Source organism: Isosphaeraceae bacterium EP7, from assembly GCA_038400315.1.
Taxonomy (GTDB): Bacteria; Planctomycetota; Planctomycetia; order Isosphaerales; family Isosphaeraceae; genus EP7.
This window is the reverse complement of sequence record CP151667.1, coordinates 2,985,731-3,004,614: the sequence shown is the minus strand read 5'-3', so window position 1 is coordinate 3,004,614 and position 18,884 is coordinate 2,985,731. Positions and strand designations below refer to the sequence as shown.

Here is an 18,884-nt window from a genome sequence, read left to right as displayed (position 1 = left end):
GCCCGCTTGCTGCTTCGAATCGACGCATGGGCCGCGGCCCCTATCGGCCGCGGCCCCCGCAATCGGACCGATCAGACCGCCCTGAGGACCTGCCCCCCATCTCGGGCGAGGGGGGACGCCGGTTGGTCCAGGTGCGATTCCGTCGCTTCGTCGTGATGGGGCGGCAGGGAGAGGCTGAGCTCATCGAGTTCGTTCAGGACGGTGCCATCCTTCCTGACCCTGAGACTCATCCAGGACAGCCCCTCTTCGGTGTCCTCCGCATTCTCGTCGTCGTTGCCGAGGCTCAGCCAGACCAGGTCGTGATCGGACATTTTCTCCTCCTCTCGAAGGCCGAAGACCATCGTGCGGAAGTAGGCGAGCGTGGCCCTGGCGTTGCGGACGACGTCCTTCCAGGCGCGGACCAACGCCCGGGCGACATGCAGACCAATCGCGTCCGAATCCGGCAGGGCGCGGGTCAGGCTGATCTGGTCGAGGAAGGCGATCGGATCGGAAATGTTCAGGCCGTCCGGATTCAGGCTGATCCGGTCCAGCTCGGTCATCGACCTGGCCCGCTCGCCCGCCAGGACCGGCTCGCAGATCCGCATCGCCTTGGCCGACCCGGAGCGTTGCCGCAGCTTTTCGAGGCCGACGAAGCTGGCGACCCCTCGGCCCGACCGCTTGAAGTTGTCGACGAACTCCAGGAGCGTGGTGGCCGTCGTGTGGTCGATCAGCGTCACCAGGTCGGTGATATGCATGATGACCGATGTTGATCCAGCCGGGATCGCGGCCAGCTCGCGGTCCAGGTGCAGCGAGTTGAAGCAGACCATCGGCCTGCCGAAGTACAGATGATAGGTGGGGCCGTCGGCCACGCTCTTGATGACCGGGTCGCGGAACAGCTCTCCCGTCTCGCTCAGCCAGCGCCTCAGCACCATGCCGGTCGACTCGCGGCCGCCCGGGTAGCCGCGCTCCACCCTCGCCATGATCGCGACCTCCAGGAGGAACTTCGTCGCGATGCCCGCGAAGATGCCCCAGAGCAGGTCGGTCGACACCGTGACCAGCACCGTGGTCGTGAACACCAGCAATTGCTCGGTGCCGATGTGCGCGACGTGTCTCCAGACCTTCGGGGCGCACAGCTTGTAGCCGGTGAACAGCACGATGGCGCCCAGGGCGCTGTAGGGGATCATGTTGATCACCCCTCGGCCCAGGACCAGGTAAAGGACCAGGAACACGGCGTTGTAGAAGTTCGCCCACTGGGTGCGCGCTCCCCCCATGATGGCGGCCGTGCTCTTCACGCCGCCGGGGATGATCGTCAGGCCGCCGCCCAGGCCCGAGATCAGGTTCGCGACGCCCATCGCGTTGAGCGTCCTGTTCGGGTCCGACTTGCGGCGGAACGGGTCGATCTTGTCGATCGCCGCGATCGTCGCCAGCGACTCCACCCCGTCGATCAGGGTCAGTGTCAGGACCGTCGTGAACAGCGCCCACCAGAGCGTCCGGTTCGTGAAGAGCTCGTGGAAGTTCGGTAGCATGTACCCACGATCATAGGGGGGCGAGCCGAACAGGCGGTCGGGGATGTGGATCAGGTGATCCCCGGTCAGGCCCAGCGACCAGCCGAGCAGCAGCCCGACCACCGCCGCGATAACCTGCGGCGGCACGATCTTCACCCAGCGCGTCTTCAGCGAAGAGAGCCCGAAGATCAGGATCAGGCAGAAGATCCCCACGAAGAAGACCTTCGCGTCCATCCGCAAGAACTGCGACGGAGCCTCCCGCACGATCCCCCAGAACTCATGCTCCTCGAAGTGACGGCCCAGGATCAGCGGGAGTTGCTTGGCGATGATCAAGAGCCCGATCGCCGCGAGCATCCCCTCGACCACCGACGCCGGGAACACCGAGCAGAACCGTGCCAGCTTCATCCTGGCAAGGATCACCTGCGTCACCCCCGTCAGGCAGATGGCACCCAGCAAGAGCGGATAGCCGACCGCGCGGTCGCCCCTGCCCAGCAGGATCATCGAGGCGAACAGCACCGGTGCCAGCCCCGCGGCGGGGCCACTGATCGTCACGTAAGAGCCGCCAAGGAATGGCACGACCAGCCCGGCGATGATCGCCGAAACCAGCCCGCAGATCGGCGGCGCGCCCGACGCCACGGCGATGCCCAGCGAGAATGGGACCGAGATCAGCGAGACCACCAGCCCCGCCCCAAGGTCATGCCGCCAGTGCTTCAGCCCGGCGATCCCATTCTCCGGCTTCTCGATTTCTTTCGAATCGTCTTGCACGTAACTACCCCCTCCGTCGCGGAGCGAATGAAACGACCGATCGCCGGATCGAAGCCCGGGGGGGACGGGCCACAACCGACCCCGACCCCGGCCGGGGCCGGGTCTGGATCTGAGGTCGGGAACTGTCGGACTGGAATGACCGCCGCGGTTCGTCGCGGTCCCCGATGGGACGCGAGGCCACGACGTTCGAATTTCAGGCAAAGCACGTCCCGTACCGCGACGAAAAGCCGCCGCGCAAAGGGTCTGCAACCCTTAGTGAAATCGAGACTTAGGGATCTGGGTTCGTTGAGATCGCCCGACCCATGCCCGGTGCGGATCGCCCGTCGGACCGGCAAGAACTTGCAGGGTTGGCAGGTTCTTGCCGGTCCGACGCCCGAGAGACTTCGTCTGAGCGGTACCCGCCCGTCGCACCGGTTGACCTCGATGGGCATTCGCTCCGTGCCCCGGGGGCAGGTCACGGGTAGACTGAAAGTACGAGGGGGCATTTCGCCGCGATGTTCCGCATCAGGTCGTCCGAAATTCAGATCCGGATCCCCAGGTCGGCGACGCTCGTCCTCGCCATGCTCGTGTTCTCCTTCGCGCTGAACTTCGCCGCCGTGATCCAGGTCTACAGCGAATATCGCCTGCTCGACCGCTGGGAGTCGGGTGCGGTGGCGGTCACGCCGGCCGTGATCGGATCCTTGCGCCGTGATATCGGCTCGCGGATCATCGTCCGCGCGGTCGCCTCCTCGCTCCTGGTCCTCTGCACGCTGGCCCTGGTCTGGACGCAGCGCCGCCAGCTTGCTCTCCTGCGCGTCCTGTTCCAGGTGAAGCTCCTCTCGCTCGAGATCCTGGCCAGCATGGATCAAGGGGTCATTACCACCGACCGCCACCACGTCATCACGGGCATCAACTCGGCCGCGGTCGGCCTCCTGGGGGTCAAGTCCGACTGCATCGGCGGCCTCCTGCCCAGCATCTCCACGGGAGGCGCGCCGCTGGCCGAGCTGGCAGGCCGGGTCGCCGACCGCAACGCGGCGGTCTGGGACCAGGACTTCGCCGTCGACCGCAACGGGCGCGTCCGACGCATCAGGGCGGACGCCCACGTGTTGAAGGACTCCGCGGGCAAGTCCGTCGGCTGCATCATCCTCCTGCGCGACGTGAGCGACCGGGTCCTGATGGAAGAACGGGTCCAGCTCCTTGAGAAGTTCGTCAGCCTGGGCACCCTGGCCGCCGGCCTGCACCACGAGATCAAGAACCCCCTGACGGCGCTGAGCATCCACGTCCAGCTCATGGAGAAGCGGCTCGGAGGCCCCGGCCCGGCGAAGCCCGTCGACGAGCTGCTGGGCGTGGTCAAGTCCGAGATCCAACGGCTCAACGGCGTCCTCGACGGCTTCCGAGACTTCGCCAGCCTCCACCGCCTGACCCTCCGGCCGACCGACATCTCATGCCTCCTGCGGGACACCCTGCGGCTGATCGGCCCGCAGGCCCTCCAGCAGAATGTCGATGTCGCGTCGAGCCTCCCCGATCCCGCGATCGGGCCGGTGAGCATGGACGCCGACAAGTTCAAGCAGGCCGTCCTGAACCTGGTGCTCAACGCCCTGGAGGCCATGCCCGACGGCGGGAAATTGCGACTTGACGCATCGGCATACGGCCGAGAACTCCGCGTCGAGGTCTCCGACACCGGCCCCGGCATCGCGCCCGAGATCCAGCAAGACTTGTTCAAGCCTTATGCTTCGACCAAGGACAGGGGCACCGGCATGGGCCTGCCCCTCTCCGAGAAGGTCGTCAGCCAGCACGGCGGCCGGATCGAATATCGGACCGGCCCGCACGGCACCACCTTCTGCATCGCAGTCCCCCTCGACCCGGCCTCCGGGACCGAAGCCGATTCATGAGCAACTCGCCCTTCCGCATCCTGGTCGTCGACGACGAGCCGAACATCCGCTCCGGGCTCAGGCTCGCGCTCGAGGAGCAGTCGTACGAGGTCTCGACGGCCGCCGATGCGTCCGAGGCCTGGGCCCTCTTCAAGCGCCAGCCCCATCAGCTCGTCATCACCGACCTGAAGATGCCCGGCCCCCTCTCGGGCCTGGGCCTGGTCCGCGACATCAAGCACGGCTGGCCCGAGACACTCATCCTCGTCATCACCGCGCACGGGACGGTCGAGACCGCCGTCGAGGCGATGCGCCTTGGGGCCCACGACTACCTCGCCAAGCCCGTCGACCTGGAAATGCTCGGCCATCTCGTCCGGAACGCCTTCGAGCACCACCGACTGCGCGAGGAGAACCGACAACTCAGGGTGCAGCTCGCCGCCGCCAGCGAGTTCCCCGAGATGATCGGCCAGAGCGCCGCCATCCGCGAGGTCTTCTCCTGCATTCGCCAGGTGGCCGACACCGACCTGATGGTCCTCATCCAGGGAGAAAGCGGCACCGGCAAGGAGCTGATCGCCCGCGCGATCCATGGCCTGAGCCCCCGGCGCGACGGCCCCTACGTCGCCGTCAACGTCGGCGCCATGCCCGAGTCGCTCATCGAGAGCGAGCTCTTCGGTTACGAGAAAGGGGCCTTCAGCGGCGCCCTACGCCAGAAGGCCGGCTGGTTCGAGATGGCCCAGCGCGGCACCCTCTTCCTCGACGAAATCGGCGAGATGGCCCCCAAGACCCAGGTCGACCTCCTCCGCGTCCTGGAGCAACGAGAGCTCCGACGGCTCGGCGGCGAGGAGTTGATCGCGCTCGACGTCCGGCTCGTCGCGGCGACCCACCGCGACGTCCACGAGCTGGTCGCCGAGGGCAAGCTCCGCGAGGACCTCTACTATCGCCTCGACGTGATCCCCCTCCGCCTTCCCCCCCTCCGCGAGCGGTCCGACGACATCCCCCTGCTCTTCGATCACTTCATGCAACGGGCCTGCGCCAGGTATCGCCGCGAGCCCAAGCAGGTCGCAGGCGCCGCCATGCGCGTGCTCTGCGACTACTCATGGCCCGGCAACATCCGCCAGCTCCGCAACTGCATCGAGCGCCTCGTCGTCACCGTCGAAGGCCCCGTGATCCACGCCGGAGACCTGCCCAAGGAGATGCACGCGAGGCCGGCGCCCGGCCTGCTCACCCTCGACGCCGTGGCCCAGGAGGCCGAGAAGGTCGCCATCCTCGCCGCCCTGGCCCAGTGCGACAACCACCGCGAGCGCACGGCGCAACTCCTCGGAGTCAGTGTCCGCACCCTGCGCTACAAGATGAATCGCTACTCCCTCCAGTAAGCCCCCCTGGGCGGTCGGCCATCGGAGGGGCAAGGCCTTGCACACAGCCGCCTCCCCCACGACCATCACAAGGATCGACACCACCACGTCCCGCGACCAACCCGACCAAAGGGATTCCACCATGGACCTCCCCCGACGCCGGTTCCTCGGCACAGGCCTCGCCGCCGGAATGCTCGCGTGTTCTCCGCTGACCGGCAAGGCCGACGAACCTCGCCTCGACAACGAGGCCCTCGACCGCATCGCCAACGCCCCGGTCCTCGACGTCGCGGGCCTCAACTCCCCGCTCAAGATCAGCGCGATGGACCTGCTGCGAAACGGCCGGAACTTCGTCGTGCGCGTCCGCACCTCCGACGGCGCAGAAGGCCTGGCCGTCCCCAACTCGATGCACATGGTCCATCTCTATCCCATCTTCACCAACCGCATCGCCCCGTTCTTCGTCGGCAAAGACGCGCGGGATCTGGAAGGCCTTCTCTGGGAACTCTATCGCCACAACGACAACTATAAATATCAGGGGCTTCCCCTCTGGGTCTGCACCGCCGGCGCCGAGTTCGCCGTCCTCGACCTCCTCGGCAAGGCCTCGGGCAAGTCGATCGGCACCCTCATCGGCGGCGTGAAGCGCCCCGAGATCGCCGTCTATCGGGCCAGCGGCACGCGCGGCAACACCCCCGAGGCCGAGCTCGATGACCTCCGCAAGCTCGTCGAGGAGTCGGGCGCCAAAGCCCTCAAGTTCCGCCTCGGCGGCATGATGAGGCGCGACAATGCCGAGACGCCCCCCGGCCGCTCCGAACGCCTCATCCCCCTCGTGCGCGAGGCCTTCGGCCCCTCGATGACCCTCTACGCAGACTCCAACAGCTCCTATTCGCCCGCCGAGGCCATCCGCATCGGCCGGCTCATGGAGCAGCACAACTACGCCTTCTATGAAGAGCCCTGCCGCTACGACGACCACGACGGCACCAAGCTCGTGGCCGACGCCCTGACCATCCCCGTCGCCGCCGGCGAGCAGGAATCCAGCGAGTTCGCCTTCCGCCGGATGATCCGCGACCGGGTCGTCGACATCGTCCAGCCCGACCTCCACTACTACGGCGGCTTCATCCGCTCCATGCGAGTTGCCCGGATGGCCCACGCCGCGGGCATGCTCTGCACCCCCCACATGTCCGGCTCCGGCCTCGGCTACCTCGACGCCGCCATCTTCGCCGCCTGCATCCCCAACCCCGTCCCCTTCACCGAGTTCAAGGGCAACGCCGACTTCCCCGTCTCCAGCCTCACCGCCTCCCTCAAGGTCGAGAACGGGATCGTCAAGATCCCCACCGGCCCCGGCTTCGGCGTCGAGATCGACCCCACCTTCCTCCGCGAAAGCAAGCAAGTCGGCCGAGCCTGATTCCCTGCCGGTCCGTCATCCCTCAGGGCCACTCCGCGCCGCAACCGTCGCCAGGTATCATGGATGCGGACAGTTGGCCGGGCCGCCGCAGCGTCGCGCCCTCGGCCCATCGTCGGGCGACCCACGTTCGACCCCGACGACCCCGTTCCTTCGGAGCTTCCCCGCATGTCCCCGAGACTCTCCATCCTGGCCGCCGCCCTCCTGCTCATCGCCGGCTGCGGCGAACCCCCGGCCCCCCCCACCAGCGACCAGGCCAAGGCCGCCCTCCAATCTTCCCTCGACGCCTGGAAAGCCGGCGAGAAGCCCGCCTCCCTGGCCACCAAGGACCCCAAGGTCGAGGCCATCGACTTCGAGTGGAACGCCGCCAAGTCCCTCGAAACCTTCTCCATCGGCTCCGACTCCGCCGACCAGAGCAGCCACACCTTCCCCGTCTCCCTGACCCTCAAGGGTGAGCCCGCCAAGGACGTCAAATACATGGTCCTCGGTTACGACCCCATCCGGGTCTTCCGCGACGAAGACTTCACCCGATCTATGAACATGGAAGACAGCCCCGTTGCCGTCAAGAAGAAGCGTCGCCGATAACCCTCTCGACGCCACACCCTTGAGTGCCTATAAAATCTCGATTGTTTCGTTCTTGCAATCTTGTCGCTACGCCGGTGCAGTCTTTTCAAGGATCTTCACTGGCCGATGGGAGATCGAAGATGAGCGATCAGATAGCATCAGAGCTGACGTTTCTCGGGATCACTGTCCCGAACGCATTGCGGGGTGTGGCGTACGCTCGTAAGTATCAAAGTGAAAAGTCATGGACGTTGACAACCAAAAAAGGTTGTATTATTGGTAGCTTTGTTTCGGAGTTAGAACTTGAGAACTGGTGGAAACTGTTCCAAGAGACCCAAGGAAGGATTGCGCATCCGTTGATTAACGCTCGTTACACGAAGCCGATTCGATCTGAAACCGTAACCTACAGCAACCCTTTTCATGGGAGTAATTTGCAAGACTGGGACCTTGATTGAGGATGGAAAAAATGATCGGAAAGGTAGACTACCTTTTCAATCCGAAGGCTGTCTGTTCCCCTTATCCCCTCGCCGTAGTCGGACTTCAAGAGTAGAACGTCCCCAATTTGCGACGTACTTGCATGACGTATTTAACGGCCTGGTCGAGCAGATCGGCGTCATCGCGCAAGGCACCGATGAAGCCGAGACTTGCAGGCTGCACGCTCTCGGTCGGATCTGTAGTCGGTTGCTGGTCGATTTCTCTGAGCAGCAGCTTGGCCGCATGAATCATCGCCTCATCGACGGACGCAAAGCGGCCACGATGCACGGCTGCCTCGATCGAATTTTCAAGGTCACTTGGTAAAATGATGATCATAGCACGATCCCCCCCCCCTTTTTTTCATTCGACTTTACCATGGAATGAGGAGATTGCTAAGTTTTAAGTGGTATCAAGTTCATCAGCATCTCACTAATTCAATGAGGCCATGATGCCAACTACGGGCGGCCATGATCTCCCGATCTACTCGGTGGTCGGCGATCGCTACACGTTCCTCCTCACCGGCGCCCAGACAGATGGGGCCTGCTTCGTCTTCGAGGCCTACGTCCCCCCCGGCAGCGGGTCGCCGCCCCACGTCCACAGCCGCGAGGACGAAGGCTTTTACGTCGTCGAAGGCGAATTCGAGTTCCTCGTGGCCGGCAAGCCGATCCGCCGCTCGACGGGCGAGTTCCTCTTCGGCAAACGCGGCGTGCCCCATAATTTCAAGAACGTGGGCACGACCCCCGGCAAGCTGATCATCACGGTCACGCCGGCCGGCCTGGAAGAGTTCTTCATCGAGATCGGCGAGAAGCTCGCCAGCCGCGAATCGACTCCGATCCCTCCGACCCCCGAAAGTATCGCCAAGCTGATCGCGGCGATCCCTAAGTACGGGTTGGAACTCTCAAGCGGTCACTGACCCCTGAAGATTGGAAAAGAGGCCAATCCAGGAGGGGAAAGACGGCCGGGGTGACGGATAGAGAGAAGGGGAGATTTTGCCTACTTCAATCCAAAGATTGCATGTCGCCGTTCTTCTGCCGTGTCCCAGCTTCATGAAACGGGCTATGTCAGATTGTAATGCCGTTGAGGAATAATACTTGGAAAAGATTGCGATTGAATACGCCGTAATTACCGAGAACGATGAATCTCGGTGGGACGACCATGCTGGGTCGCTGTACCATTTTCCAAGCCGCTACGCCAAATATCTCAAACCTCAGACAAAGGTTGTTTACTACAAAGGCAAACAAAAAAATCCTGCGTATGCCAACAAGCGACTCAGCAATGAACCTCATTATTTTGCTGTTGCGGAAATTGGACAGTCCTGGTCCGACACACGTAGCAAGAAGGGCGATCTCTTTGCTTTGGTCACCGATTACCGACCATTTGCTACCGGTATTCTAGCCAAGCAAGATGGAAGGTTCATCGAAACCATTCCTGAGACTCGGATATCAAGCTACTGGCGCGACGGTGTCAGGCTGATCGAAGAAGCCACTTATCAGAGGATTCGAGGGCTGGCGACGTTACTGCCGGGGACACCTCGGCTGGAGGACGTTAACGACGAGAATCAAGGGATAGCGGCGGGCTTCGAGAGCGCAGAGGAAGGACAGGCTAAGCGGAGGTTCGTGACCCAATATGAGCGAGACGGTCGACTGCGCCGGGCAGCAGTAGCTCTCCATGGGACAACGTGTTCCGTCTGCGGTTTTGACTTCGAGAATACCTACGGTGCTGTCGGATTTGGCTATACTCATATACATCATATTGTGCCAATTTCTGTCATGGATGGGCCGGCTATGATCAATCCAGCTACAGATATGGCTTCGGTGTGTGCCAACTGCCATGCAATGATCCATCGCAGGCATGACAAAACGCTTTGTATCGAAGAACTGCGGGCGATCGTTGTAAACAGGAGATGCAGATAAAGGCGTTGCGATTCGGTTAGAGGGGAGATGAGATACGTCTGCGATTTAATCCTTACCTGTTGTATGCATCTATTTATTCACGTGAGTCGTGTACCACCATATCATGAATCGCATATCGGCCTCCCCTGCCCAGCCCCGAGTCCGTTGACTCTTTGTCAGACCTCTCGATACCTCACTCATGTTTTCGCAGAAGTTGGCTCGGCAATGCCATCAGGTCAACGGCAATCTCGGCGAGGATGGCACGGCCTTTGGTGAGCCATGCGGCCGCGAAGGCCCAGATGGCGACCCATTCCATCCAGAATAAGAGATTGTAGTCGTTGCAATGGCGCTTCCATTCGTCCGGGATGAGGAAGAGGTAGGCTCCCATCACGACCATGGAGAGAAGGATCACCACGCCGCTGGTGCGGTAGACGAAATTCCGCTCGGCCTCGTGGGGGGCGGATTCGTGCTTCTCCGCCTTACTGCTGGGGAAGTGGTACAGGGAATAGAAGGCGAGGGTCAGGAAGAAGACGCCGCCGCTGAGTGAGTGCAAATAGCCGACGACGGATCGCTGATGCAGCGGATCACTGCCGGGGTCGAGCGGGAACAGGGCGACACCCAGGGCGGAGAGACATCCGAAGTTTGCGCTCCAACTCTCGATCCAATCGTACCCGCGATAGCAGAAGAGAAAGATGCCAATCGTGCACATCGCACCGACGAACACGTCGCGCATCGCGGTGTGATAATAGCTGCTCATATTATCCTGGATCTCGATGCCGAAGACCAGTAATCCCACCGGTCCGAGCAGAACCGGCAAGACCAGGCCGACGGCACCGATGGCGCGTCGAACGCCCAGATAGGAAATGACCAGGGTGCGGGTGGATTTCGGGACGTCTTGGATCATGAAGATTGCACCAGTATCGGCCACGAGGCATCGGCGAATCGCGAGATGGCGGTCGCGGCGGGCTCCGCCAGGATGAGGCCGTCAGCGACGATGGCTCATGGAGCGTCGCACTCGGTGAGCCAGGATTGGGGGAGGAGGAATTGGCCTGCCTCATGAAGTCTGGCCCAGGACTCATGATCAGGTCAGCTTTTCGGAAGAATTTCCCCGGAATTCCAGAATCGTCGGGAGAAGAGTCCCAATTTCAGGAAGATCTCCAAGAGGGGACCCGTCCTCGCGATGGTGTATGGCGATGCCCCGCTCGCCGAGGCCGGTGCACCCAGTCCTCAATCACGCCCCTGGTTCCCCGTCGATCCCGCCCCCGAACCAATTGGCGCTTCTCGCCCGACACCCGGCGGCGATGCGTCGCCGTCATGCCTCCGGGTTCGGGCCCGATCGTTTCACCGGCTTTTTGCTGATAATAAGCTTGACCTCCCTGCGTCAGGCTGGATACTCAAATTTATTGAGTGCTCAGGGGATTTGAGCGTTGGTCATCGGCGGAGGGTAAAAGTCATGTCGGACGACGAACTCGGTCGCATCAGGGGTGATCTTGCCGTGATGCAGAGGGCGATGGGGCTGCGCCTCTCCTTCGACGGGGGGATGCTGGCCTTCGGCATCCTGCTCACGGTTGCCTCGGTCGTCGCGGCGGCCGTCAGCCTGCTCGTGGACGACGACCGGGCCCAGGTCGTCCCGTTCGCCACGATCATGGTCCTCGGTCCCGTGGGGTTGTTCCTGCGCTCTCGCCGCGCCCCCGACCTCGGCCCTGAAATCATCGCGCAGGTGATGCTTTCAATCAGCATTTATGCCGTCGTCTGGGTGGCCGGGTGGGGCTATGCGATGGCGGTGTTCGCCGGCCCCGCGGTGGGACCGGCGCGAACGGCCGGCTTGTATGCCGCGAGCATCGGCCTCCTCTTCGCCTTCTCATTGATCCTGGTCCGCGCGGCCCTGAAGAGCAGGGAGCATCATTACTGCCTCGGCCTTGCCATTTCCACCTTGCTCGCGGGAATGCTCCTGCCGATCCTCGACCCGCGATACTGCCTTCCCGTTGCACATGGCCTGATGGCGTTGGGCTACCTGACGGCCGTCGCGATCCAGTGGTTTCAGCTGCGGGAGGCGACCGCGAACCATGCAGCCGATTGACTTCAACGGCCTCGATACCACCGTCCACGGCCCGCTGCGGTTGGGGGTGCTGACCGCACTCCAACTCGAAGGGCCCCATGATTTCACGGCGTTGAAGAAGAGGCTGGAGGCGGCGGATGGCAGCCTGGGGTTGCAACTCCAGAAGCTCGAAGAAGCCGAATACGTCCTGGCCGAGAAAGCCTTCGTCGGGCGTCGCCCGAGGACGACCTACTCACTGACCAAGAAGGGGCGAGCGGCCCTGGCCAAGTATCTCGACACGCTTCAACGGCTCCTGGATGCGATGGGGCGGCCCCCCGGTACGGGCTCAACGGATCGCCCAGTCATCCGGCCAAAGGACTCGAAGGGCCGCTCACCTTCGGGGTAGCCGAGGGGCCATGTGGCCCTGCCCAATCATGGACAGAACCCCGGGGGACTTCGGCCCCTAGGCAATCGCTTGGCGCCCGTGTCTCGACGGTTCCTGGATTCCTCGGAGAATTTCCGCAGAATTCCGAAAAAGGAGGGAGGAAACGCCCTCATTTCAGGATTATCTCCAATAGGGGACCCGTTCGCGCGATGTTGCGCGGCCATGCCCCGCTCGCCGAAGCCGGCGAAACCATCATCGACCACGCACCCGGGAAGCGACGCAGCACCATGGGCAAGCTCGAAGTCAGCCAGAAGCGGATCGACGCCAATCGCCGTAATGCGTTGCGCAGCACGGGGCCGAAGACGACCGAGGGGAAGGAGAAGTCGCGGCGCAACAGCCTGGTTCATGGGATGGCCGGCGAGGGCGTGGTCTTGCCCAAAAGTCAGACGGAGATGGTCCATGAGCGCGGCCAGGAGTGGTACAGCGCCCTGAACCCGAGCGACGACTTCGAGCGGGGCCTGCTGAAGATCATCGCCGTGGAGAGCGTGCGGATGGCGCATTTCCAGGGCGAGGAAAGCGAGGCCCGCAAGGCCAGGGCCCGCCGCGCCACCATCTGCTGGGCCGACGAGCGAAAGGCCGAGATCGCCGAGGTCGCGCTCGCCCTGCCGGGCCGGCCCGAAGTGGTGGCCGGTCGCCTGAGCATCTGCGCCCCGGGTTGCGACTGGATGATCGAACGATGGCGTGCCCTGGGGCATGCGCTTGACACGGCCGGGGAGTGGACCGACGAGCAGGCGGGGATGGCCCTGGACCTCCTCGGGCTCGACTCGGCCGTGCGCGAGCTGCTCTCGCCCCTGGAACCGGCCGACGGGATCAGCTCGCTCGAACACCGTCAGGCGCTGGTCGACGAACAGCTCGAACGCCTGCTCGGGCTCAAGGCCGCTGGCCTCGACGAGATCGAGGAGAACGAGCGAGAGGCGGCGGCCAACGGCCTGACCGCGGGCGACGACCGGGCCATGAAGCTCCTCCGGCGGTACGAGGCAGCCAGCTTCCGACGCATGAAATGGGCGCTCGACCTGATGCAGACGCGCAAGGCCCAGGCGCGGGACTCGTGGCGGAATGACGCAAACGCTTTGAGGGAATCGATCAACGACAGGATCCGCCGTGAGAGCGATCCCCTCGAATGGAGCCTGTTCGACGACGACGTACGAACCCATTCCGAGTCCGCTGAAGACCTGATCGCCGAGGCCCCGACGACCACCAAGGAGGTTCCGACCCACCCAAGGCTGGTGGACTTGCTGCGGAACGAACCCACCAAGGTCGACGAACAGCCCTCGCCGACCACTCCCAAGGCCCGCGTCCAGGCCCGCCAGGCCGCCAATCGCAACGCGAACCTGCTGAAAAACCTGCGCAGGACCCGCCGGGGCCGGTGCGCCGAGCCGACGCCCGCGATGGTTTGAGCCCAGGCACGATGATCCGGTCGCCTCGATCTTTGATAATTCGGCTCCAGGAGCCCGGATCGCGGGCCCCCTCCGGCGGCTTGATTGCGCGGGTACAATCTCGCGAGATTTCATGCCATGAACCGCGAGATGCCCATGCGATTCCGACTCGTCTTGCTGGCCCTGCTCGCCCTGCCGGCCGCCCTGCGTGGCGCCGAGCCGGTGCGGTATTCGCTCCGATTCCCGGCCCCCCAGACGCATTACGTCGAGGTTGAGGCCGACGTGCCATCCGATGGCCGCGACCATGTTGACCTGATGATCCCTGTTTGGACGCCCGGCTCGTACCTCGTCCGCGAATACGCCCGCCACGTCGAAGGCGTGACCGCCCGGACCCCCGAGGGGAAGGCCTTGACCGTCGAGAAGACGGCCAAGAACCGCTGGCGCATCGATTCCGCAGGCGCGGCCCGCGTGGTCGTTGGCTATCGGGTCTACGGCCGCGAGATGAGCGTGCAGACCAACTGGGTCGACGGCTCGTTCGCCCTGCTCAACGGCGCGGCCACCTTCCTGACCCCCGTCGACGGCGGCCCCCGCCCGCACGAGGTGAGGCTCACCCTCCCCGCCACCTGGGCCAAGACCTACTGCGGCCTCCCCATCGTCGCCGGAGACGTCCCCCACCGCTACCTCGCGGACAATTATGATGCCCTGGTCGACTCGCCGATCTACGCCGGCAGCCCGGAGGTCGACCAGTTCGAGGTCGACGGCAAGCCGCACTACATCGTCAACGAAGGGGGGGGCGGCCTCTGGGACGGACCCAAGGCGGCCAAGGACGTCGAGGCCATCGTCCGCACCCAGCGCGATTTCTGGGGCTCGCTCCCCTATGACAAGTACATCGTCTTCAACCTGTTGACCGAGACCGGCGGCGGCCTCGAGCACCGGAATTCGACCGTCCTGATGGCCAGCCGCTGGGCCGGCAGGCGGCGGGCCGACTACCTGGGCTGGCTACGCCTGGTCAGTCACGAATATTTCCACACCTGGAATGTCAAGCGCTTGCGGCCCGTCGAGCTCGGCCCGTTCGACTACGAGAAGGAGGCCGTCAGCCGGAGCCTCTGGATCGCCGAGGGGCTGACCAGCTACTACGGAGACCTCCTGCTCCGCCGCGCCGGGCTCTGCACCGACGACGAATACCTGGCCGGCGACGTGGCCCCCACGGGTGCCGACGCCGACAAGCCCAAGGGGGACATCCAGCGGCTCCAGGAGACCCCCGGCCGCGCGGTCCAGCCCCTGGAATCGGCCTCGGCCGACGCCTGGATCAAGTTCTACCGCCGCGACGAGAACACCCCCAACACCGCCATCAGCTACTACGTCAAGGGGGCCGTCGTCGGCCTGCTCCTCGACGCCGAGATCCGCCGCGTCACTCATGGATCCAAGAGCCTGGATGACGTGATGCGTCTGGCCTATCCGCGTTACTCGGGCGCCACCGGCTTCACCCCGGGCCAGTTCCGCGCCGTCGCGGCCGAGGTCGCCGGCGTCGACCTCTCCTCCTTCTTCCACAGGGCGCTCGAGACCACCGACGAACTTGACTATGTAGAAACCTTGAAGTGGTACGGCCTCCGGTTCTCGACCGGGGAGGACCCCAAGGACAAGGACAAGCCGAAGAAGCCCGAGAAGGCCTGGCTGGGCCTGGACACCAAGCCCGACGGGGGCCGCCTGACGGTCGCCGCCGTCAAGCGAGGCACCCCCGGCTTCGAAGCCGGCTTCAACGTGGCCGACGAGATCGTGGCCGTCGGCGACGAGCGGGTCGTGCCCGAGCAGTGGTCCAGGCGGATGGAGCAGTACCGGCCCGCCGAGAAGGTTTCGGTCCTCATCGCACGCCGCGGCAAACTGATGCGCCTGGATGCGACCTTCGGCCAGGAGCCCAAGCCCCTGTTCAAGCTCGAACCCGACCCCGCCGCGACCGACGCCCAGAAGGCCCACCTTCGCGCCTGGCTCGGCAAGTAACCGATCATGCAGGCCCGCCCGGCGCTCACTCCGGGCGGGCCGAGGTCGCCTCCTCGGCGGCGGCATTCTTCTCCGGATCCTGGCGATAATACTCCTTCAACTCCTCATACAACTCGGGGTGTTTCCGCTTCAACTGCATCGGCTTCTCGAAGAAACACTCGGTTGCGACGGCGAAGAACTCGGCCGGCTTGGTGGCGCCGTACCTGTTCAGCACGCTCTTTCCCCTGGAATTCCGCAATTGTTCATATTCTGTCCCGAGAACCCTGGCCCAGGCGACGTACTGGCCCCGCTGCTCCAGGATTGGCGCCCCGTCGGCCACGCCGTCCTCCTGGTCGAGCTGGTGGGCGAACTCGTGCAGAACAACGTTGTGCCCGTCCCGGAGGTCGGCCGATCCCGACCGGACGTCGTCCCAGGAGAGCACCACCACGCCCCCCGCCCAGGCCTCGCCCAGCCGGCCCTCCTCGCCCCCTTCCAGCACCATGCCCCCGCCCAGGTTCTCGACGCTCTTCGCCTGGTAGGCGGCCGGGTAGACCAGGACCGTGATCAGCTTGCGGTAGTAGTCGGTCTCCCGATGCAACAGGAGCAAGCATGCTTGTGCGGCGATGGTCACTTTGATCTCGTCGGTCAGCTCCAGGCCCCCGCACCCCTCGAAATGCTTCTCGGCGAGGAAGACCTGGATGTGCCCGCGCAGCTCGGCGCGGTCGGCCTCGTCGAGTCGGGCATCGAGCGGGACATTCTTGCGCAAGATGGCTTCCCAGTCCGCCGGGAACGGCCGTGCCCGCAGAGTCTCGCGCCGCCGTCGCCTGAAGTAGCCGAACATGTCCACCCCCCCTGCCCGTGCCGAGACCCCTGAGCACGCCAGAATCCGCGAATCCCGGGCCACGCCGCCCCGAATTGTCCCGCCCGGTTTCCATCGTCCTGTTCAGTTGTTGTCCTGAACGGGCGAACACAGGATCAGGCCGGAGCCGTCGATGACACTCGAACCCAACCGCCCGCTCGCCGGGGGGCGAGGCTCGCAGATCGACCCGCCCAACCGCTTCGGCGGCACGCACCACGTGCTCGACCTCGAGCACCTGGAGCACGACGAGGACGGCCTCGAAGCCCTGAGGCGCCGGCCCACAGAGTAACTGCCCGACCGCTCCAGGTCGATCGTCTCGGAGAACGACAGCCCCGACGTCGGGTTCCGCTACAGCATCAACGCTTACCGGGGCTGCTCCTATGAGGTGAGGCGGTTAATTTTCATGTTCTTGAACATTGACCGAAGCTTGGCGGGTTCCATCAAGACCCCTCCAGCGGGCTCTTCAACGCCTTGATCGAGGGACAGCGTCCAAGTCAGCGGTATGACTTCAATCAAGCTGTTCTTGATGGATTCTCATCATTTGGTGAAGTCGTAAATCGCGCCCTCGGTGAGGGTCTGCTCTTGGATTCGCTTCTCCAGGTCGAGGGCCTCTTTCTTCCAGGAGTCGAGCATCTCCTTGACTTGGTGGAACAGGTCATCGGGTGCCATCAAGAACCGCTCGGCCCACCTGTTAAGTAAACCGCCGTTGGCCAAGGATGGCCATTAATTTGTTCTATGCTCATGTGTTGAAAAAAAGCAAGGTTCGTGAGAGGCTTTCTATTCCGCAACGGCGAGATCGTAACCCCGCCGGATGACATCGTCCCCGATCTGCCGTCGCCATATTGGATCCCCCATGTCGCCGCACCCAAACGGACACCAATGGCTAAATTCTTCAAAGACCTCCTGTTGTCCCCAGCCGCCTTGATTCTGCTGATCCTCGGAATCGCCGTGGCCATTTACAACGCCCCATCACGGGCTCCCACGGGAATCCTGCGCCACCTGGAGGACTGTCCGCTCTGTTCCGCCGACAACGCCCGTGAACTCGGCAGGTGCGAGGGGCTGGCGACGATCGTTCTGGCAATCCAGCGATCCAGCAAGGTACCGCCCGGTGCCGTCCTAAAAGACCCCCTATCGGAATACTTTCAGGGGAAGCCAGTGGATTACGGAACCACCGGACTTCCGGTCCTTGTGGAGCGGTGAACACCTAAGATTGCACGCAGTGGGGGTGTTTACTGCTTTGCCAGGCCCACCCACGAGTACCTCGGCCTGAACGCGGGGCTCGACTTCGAGACCAGGATCATAATCAGGCAGGACGCCCTCGGCCTCTTCCGCGACTTCCTGGCCCGCGACACCTGGCAGGCCCACCCGATCGCCATGTCCGGGGTGACCGACTGCTACCAGCCGGCCGAGCGCGACTACAGGCTCACCCGGGCCTGCCTGGAGGTGGCCCTGGAGGCACACCAGCCGATGACCATCATCACCAAGAACGCCCTCGTCCTGCGCGACCTGGACCTGCTGCGCGAGATGGCCGGCTAGAACCTCGTCCATGTCTACCTGAGCATCACCATGCTCGACCCCGCGCTCGTCCGGTCGCTGGAGCCGCGCACCAGCACCCCCACGGCGAGGCTCAGGGCCGTCCGCGCCCTGGCCGACGCGCGTGCCGGTCGGCGTCCTGGTCGGGCCGGTCATCCCCGGCCTCACCAACGCCGAGATCCCGGCGATCCTGGCGGCGGCCAGGGAGGCGGGCGCGGGGTCGGCCGGCTACACGCTGCTGCGGCTCCCCTTGACGGGCGCCCCCGTCTTCGTCGAGTGGCTCGAGCGAGAGCAACCCGGCCGGGCCGGCCGCGTTCTGGCGCAGATCCGGCGGGCGCGCGAGGGCAGGCTCAACGACAGCGACTTCGCCACCCGGATGGCCGGCACTGGCGCCATGGCCGGCCAGATCGCCGGGCTCTTCCGCCTCTGCGCCAGGCGCCTGGGCCTCGACGGCCGCCTCCCCGCGCTCGACTCATCGAGGTTCACTCCTCCAACTCCTCGCTCGGGCCAGATGAGGCTTTTCTAGACCGTTTTCCTCACGTCTTGGTCTCGATCTTGCGAGCTGGAGTTTGTTGACCTGGCGAAACATCGGCAAGAATGCAGACAAGTCGGAGGTGATCACCGTGGATCTGGAGAAAGAGCATGGTATCATGAACGCCGCCTCGGCCCCCGATGGCCTGGTGGCGTCAACCGGGTTACTTGAACCGGTCGGCGCGGACGATGAAGACTGGCTGAAACCCGGGTGGGTCGTGCCCGGCGGCCGTCGACGAGTGGCCAAGTCCTGACCTCGCCCCGGGGGCGCGGCCCTGGTCTCCTCGAGAGTTCCGGCCGGATCGCCCGGCCATTGCATCCCCGTCGCCCCGCGCCGCCAGGGCCCGCATGTCC

Annotated in this window: 20 protein-coding genes; 15 read left to right on the top strand and 5 right to left on the bottom strand. The window is 64.3% G+C overall.

Going from position 1 to position 18,884, the window contains the following annotated elements:
- Nucleotides 1-71: 71 nt before the first annotated feature.
- A complete protein-coding gene (locus EP7_RS11560) occupies nt 72-2,249 on the bottom strand; it encodes a SulP family inorganic anion transporter (RefSeq protein WP_463528003.1) in 2,178 nt (725 codons plus the stop codon).
- A gap of 494 nt (nt 2,250-2,743) precedes the next feature.
- On the opposite strand from EP7_RS11560, the gene EP7_RS11555 reads away from it, so the two are divergent.
- From EP7_RS11555 to EP7_RS11535, 5 genes are all read left to right on the top strand, one after another.
- Nucleotides 2,744-4,120, top strand: a complete 1,377-nt coding sequence (locus EP7_RS11555; protein WP_463528002.1) for a two-component system sensor histidine kinase NtrB — start codon at nt 2,744-2,746, stop codon at nt 4,118-4,120.
- Nucleotides 4,117-5,469 carry a sigma-54-dependent transcriptional regulator gene (locus EP7_RS11550; protein WP_463528001.1) on the top strand — a complete coding sequence of 451 codons (1,353 nt, stop codon included), beginning with the start codon at nt 4,117-4,119 and terminating at the stop codon, nt 5,467-5,469. Before EP7_RS11555 ends, EP7_RS11550 begins: the two co-directional genes overlap by 4 nt.
- A 121-nt stretch (nt 5,470-5,590) precedes the next feature.
- The gene (locus EP7_RS11545; RefSeq protein WP_463528000.1) at nt 5,591-6,847 is read left to right on the top strand and encodes a mandelate racemase/muconate lactonizing enzyme family protein; all 1,257 of its coding nucleotides are present in this window, start codon (nt 5,591-5,593) and stop codon (nt 6,845-6,847) included.
- 165 nt (nt 6,848-7,012) lie between these two features.
- Nucleotides 7,013-7,429: a hypothetical protein gene (locus EP7_RS11540; protein WP_463527999.1), complete on the top strand. Its 417-nt coding sequence runs from the start codon at nt 7,013-7,015 to the stop codon at nt 7,427-7,429.
- A 119-nt stretch (nt 7,430-7,548) separates the two neighbouring features.
- A complete protein-coding gene (locus EP7_RS11535; RefSeq protein ID WP_463527998.1) occupies nt 7,549-7,860 on the top strand; it encodes a hypothetical protein in 312 nt (103 codons plus the stop codon).
- An 85-nt stretch (nt 7,861-7,945) separates the two neighbouring features.
- On the opposite strand, the gene EP7_RS11530 is transcribed toward EP7_RS11535, so the two are convergent.
- The gene (locus tag EP7_RS11530; RefSeq protein WP_463527997.1) at nt 7,946-8,215 is read right to left on the bottom strand and encodes a hypothetical protein; all 270 of its coding nucleotides are present in this window, start codon (nt 8,213-8,215) and stop codon (nt 7,946-7,948) included.
- Nucleotides 8,216-8,324: 109 nt separating this feature from the next.
- Here EP7_RS11530 and EP7_RS11525 point away from each other — a divergent pair, with 109 nt between their 5' ends.
- Nucleotides 8,325-8,792 carry a cupin domain-containing protein gene (locus EP7_RS11525; protein WP_463527996.1) on the top strand — a complete coding sequence of 156 codons (468 nt, stop codon included), beginning with the start codon at nt 8,325-8,327 and terminating at the stop codon, nt 8,790-8,792.
- Nucleotides 8,793-8,970: 178 nt separating this feature from the next.
- Nucleotides 8,971-9,792 carry an HNH endonuclease gene (locus EP7_RS11520; protein ID WP_463527995.1) on the top strand — a complete coding sequence of 274 codons (822 nt, stop codon included), beginning with the start codon at nt 8,971-8,973 and terminating at the stop codon, nt 9,790-9,792.
- 172 nt (nt 9,793-9,964) lie between these two features.
- Here EP7_RS11520 and EP7_RS11515 read toward each other — a convergent pair whose 3' ends face one another.
- Nucleotides 9,965-10,675: a hypothetical protein gene (locus EP7_RS11515; RefSeq protein WP_463527994.1), complete on the bottom strand. Its 711-nt coding sequence runs from the start codon at nt 10,673-10,675 to the stop codon at nt 9,965-9,967.
- A 549-nt stretch (nt 10,676-11,224) separates the two neighbouring features.
- On the opposite strand from EP7_RS11515, the gene EP7_RS11510 reads away from it, so the two are divergent.
- The 4 genes from EP7_RS11510 (at nt 11,225) to EP7_RS11495 (ending at nt 15,628) form a co-directional block, all read left to right on the top strand.
- Nucleotides 11,225-11,851 carry a hypothetical protein gene (locus EP7_RS11510; RefSeq protein ID WP_463527993.1) on the top strand — a complete coding sequence of 209 codons (627 nt, stop codon included), beginning with the start codon at nt 11,225-11,227 and terminating at the stop codon, nt 11,849-11,851.
- Complete coding sequence (locus EP7_RS11505; protein WP_463527992.1) at nt 11,838-12,215, top strand: winged helix-turn-helix domain-containing protein; 378 nt, start codon at nt 11,838-11,840, stop codon at nt 12,213-12,215. The genes EP7_RS11510 and EP7_RS11505 overlap by 14 nt, the downstream gene beginning before the upstream one ends.
- 188 nt (nt 12,216-12,403) lie before the next feature.
- The gene (locus EP7_RS11500) at nt 12,404-13,651 is read left to right on the top strand and encodes a hypothetical protein (protein ID WP_463527991.1); all 1,248 of its coding nucleotides are present in this window, start codon (nt 12,404-12,406) and stop codon (nt 13,649-13,651) included.
- Nucleotides 13,652-13,786: 135 nt separating this feature from the next.
- Complete coding sequence (locus EP7_RS11495; RefSeq protein ID WP_463527990.1) at nt 13,787-15,628, top strand: M61 family metallopeptidase; 1,842 nt, start codon at nt 13,787-13,789, stop codon at nt 15,626-15,628.
- A 25-nt stretch (nt 15,629-15,653) separates the two neighbouring features.
- Here EP7_RS11495 and EP7_RS11490 read toward each other — a convergent pair whose 3' ends face one another.
- A complete protein-coding gene (locus EP7_RS11490) occupies nt 15,654-16,448 on the bottom strand; it encodes a M90 family metallopeptidase (RefSeq protein WP_463527989.1) in 795 nt (264 codons plus the stop codon).
- Nucleotides 16,449-16,599: 151 nt separating this feature from the next.
- Between EP7_RS11490 and EP7_RS11485 the strand changes: the two genes are divergently transcribed.
- On the top strand, nt 16,600-16,755 hold the full coding sequence (locus EP7_RS11485) for a hypothetical protein (RefSeq protein WP_463527988.1): 156 nt from the start codon (nt 16,600-16,602) through the stop codon (nt 16,753-16,755).
- A 248-nt stretch (nt 16,756-17,003) separates the two neighbouring features.
- Here the strand turns inward: EP7_RS11485 and EP7_RS11480 are convergent, their stop codons facing one another.
- On the bottom strand, nt 17,004-17,135 hold the full coding sequence (locus EP7_RS11480; protein ID WP_463527987.1) for a hypothetical protein: 132 nt from the start codon (nt 17,133-17,135) through the stop codon (nt 17,004-17,006).
- Between the two features lie 705 nt (nt 17,136-17,840).
- On the opposite strand from EP7_RS11480, the gene EP7_RS11475 reads away from it, so the two are divergent.
- The 3 genes from EP7_RS11475 to EP7_RS11465 all read left to right on the top strand — a co-directional run bounded on the left by EP7_RS11475 (nt 17,841) and on the right by EP7_RS11465 (nt 18,784).
- Entirely contained in the window at nt 17,841-18,002 is a 162-nt protein-coding gene (locus EP7_RS11475) for a hypothetical protein (RefSeq protein WP_463527986.1), read from the top strand.
- A 121-nt stretch (nt 18,003-18,123) separates the two neighbouring features.
- Nucleotides 18,124-18,525 carry a radical SAM family protein gene (locus EP7_RS11470; RefSeq protein WP_463527985.1) on the top strand — a complete coding sequence of 134 codons (402 nt, stop codon included), beginning with the start codon at nt 18,124-18,126 and terminating at the stop codon, nt 18,523-18,525.
- A 46-nt stretch (nt 18,526-18,571) separates the two neighbouring features.
- On the top strand, nt 18,572-18,784 hold the full coding sequence (locus tag EP7_RS11465) for a hypothetical protein (RefSeq protein WP_463527984.1): 213 nt from the start codon (nt 18,572-18,574) through the stop codon (nt 18,782-18,784).
- The last annotated feature ends 100 nt before the right edge of the window (nt 18,785-18,884 follow it).

Excerpts from the sequence above, each read along its gene's own strand:
- EP7_RS11555 (WP_463528002.1), top strand. The coding sequence starts at position 2,744 with ATGTTCCGCATCAGGTCGTCCGAAATTCAGATCCGGATCCCCAGGTCG.
- EP7_RS11550 (WP_463528001.1), top strand. The coding sequence starts at position 4,117 with ATGAGCAACTCGCCCTTCCGCATCCTGGTCGTCGACGACGAGCCGAAC.
- EP7_RS11545 (WP_463528000.1), top strand. The coding sequence starts at position 5,591 with ATGGACCTCCCCCGACGCCGGTTCCTCGGCACAGGCCTCGCCGCCGGA.
- EP7_RS11540 (WP_463527999.1), top strand. The coding sequence starts at position 7,013 with ATGTCCCCGAGACTCTCCATCCTGGCCGCCGCCCTCCTGCTCATCGCC.
- EP7_RS11535 (WP_463527998.1), top strand. The coding sequence starts at position 7,549 with ATGAGCGATCAGATAGCATCAGAGCTGACGTTTCTCGGGATCACTGTC.
- EP7_RS11530 (WP_463527997.1), bottom strand. The coding sequence starts at position 8,215 with ATGATCATCATTTTACCAAGTGACCTTGAAAATTCGATCGAGGCAGCC.
- EP7_RS11525 (WP_463527996.1), top strand. The coding sequence starts at position 8,325 with ATGATGCCAACTACGGGCGGCCATGATCTCCCGATCTACTCGGTGGTC.
- EP7_RS11515 (WP_463527994.1), bottom strand. The coding sequence starts at position 10,675 with ATGATCCAAGACGTCCCGAAATCCACCCGCACCCTGGTCATTTCCTAT.
- EP7_RS11510 (WP_463527993.1), top strand. The coding sequence starts at position 11,225 with ATGTCGGACGACGAACTCGGTCGCATCAGGGGTGATCTTGCCGTGATG.
- EP7_RS11505 (WP_463527992.1), top strand. The coding sequence starts at position 11,838 with ATGCAGCCGATTGACTTCAACGGCCTCGATACCACCGTCCACGGCCCG.
- EP7_RS11500 (WP_463527991.1), top strand. The coding sequence starts at position 12,404 with ATGTTGCGCGGCCATGCCCCGCTCGCCGAAGCCGGCGAAACCATCATC.
- EP7_RS11495 (WP_463527990.1), top strand. The coding sequence starts at position 13,787 with ATGCGATTCCGACTCGTCTTGCTGGCCCTGCTCGCCCTGCCGGCCGCC.
- EP7_RS11490 (WP_463527989.1), bottom strand. The coding sequence starts at position 16,448 with ATGTTCGGCTACTTCAGGCGACGGCGGCGCGAGACTCTGCGGGCACGG.
- EP7_RS11485 (WP_463527988.1), top strand. The coding sequence starts at position 16,600 with ATGACACTCGAACCCAACCGCCCGCTCGCCGGGGGGCGAGGCTCGCAG.
- EP7_RS11480 (WP_463527987.1), bottom strand. The coding sequence starts at position 17,135 with ATGGCACCCGATGACCTGTTCCACCAAGTCAAGGAGATGCTCGACTCC.
- EP7_RS11475 (WP_463527986.1), top strand. The coding sequence starts at position 17,841 with ATGTCCGGGGTGACCGACTGCTACCAGCCGGCCGAGCGCGACTACAGG.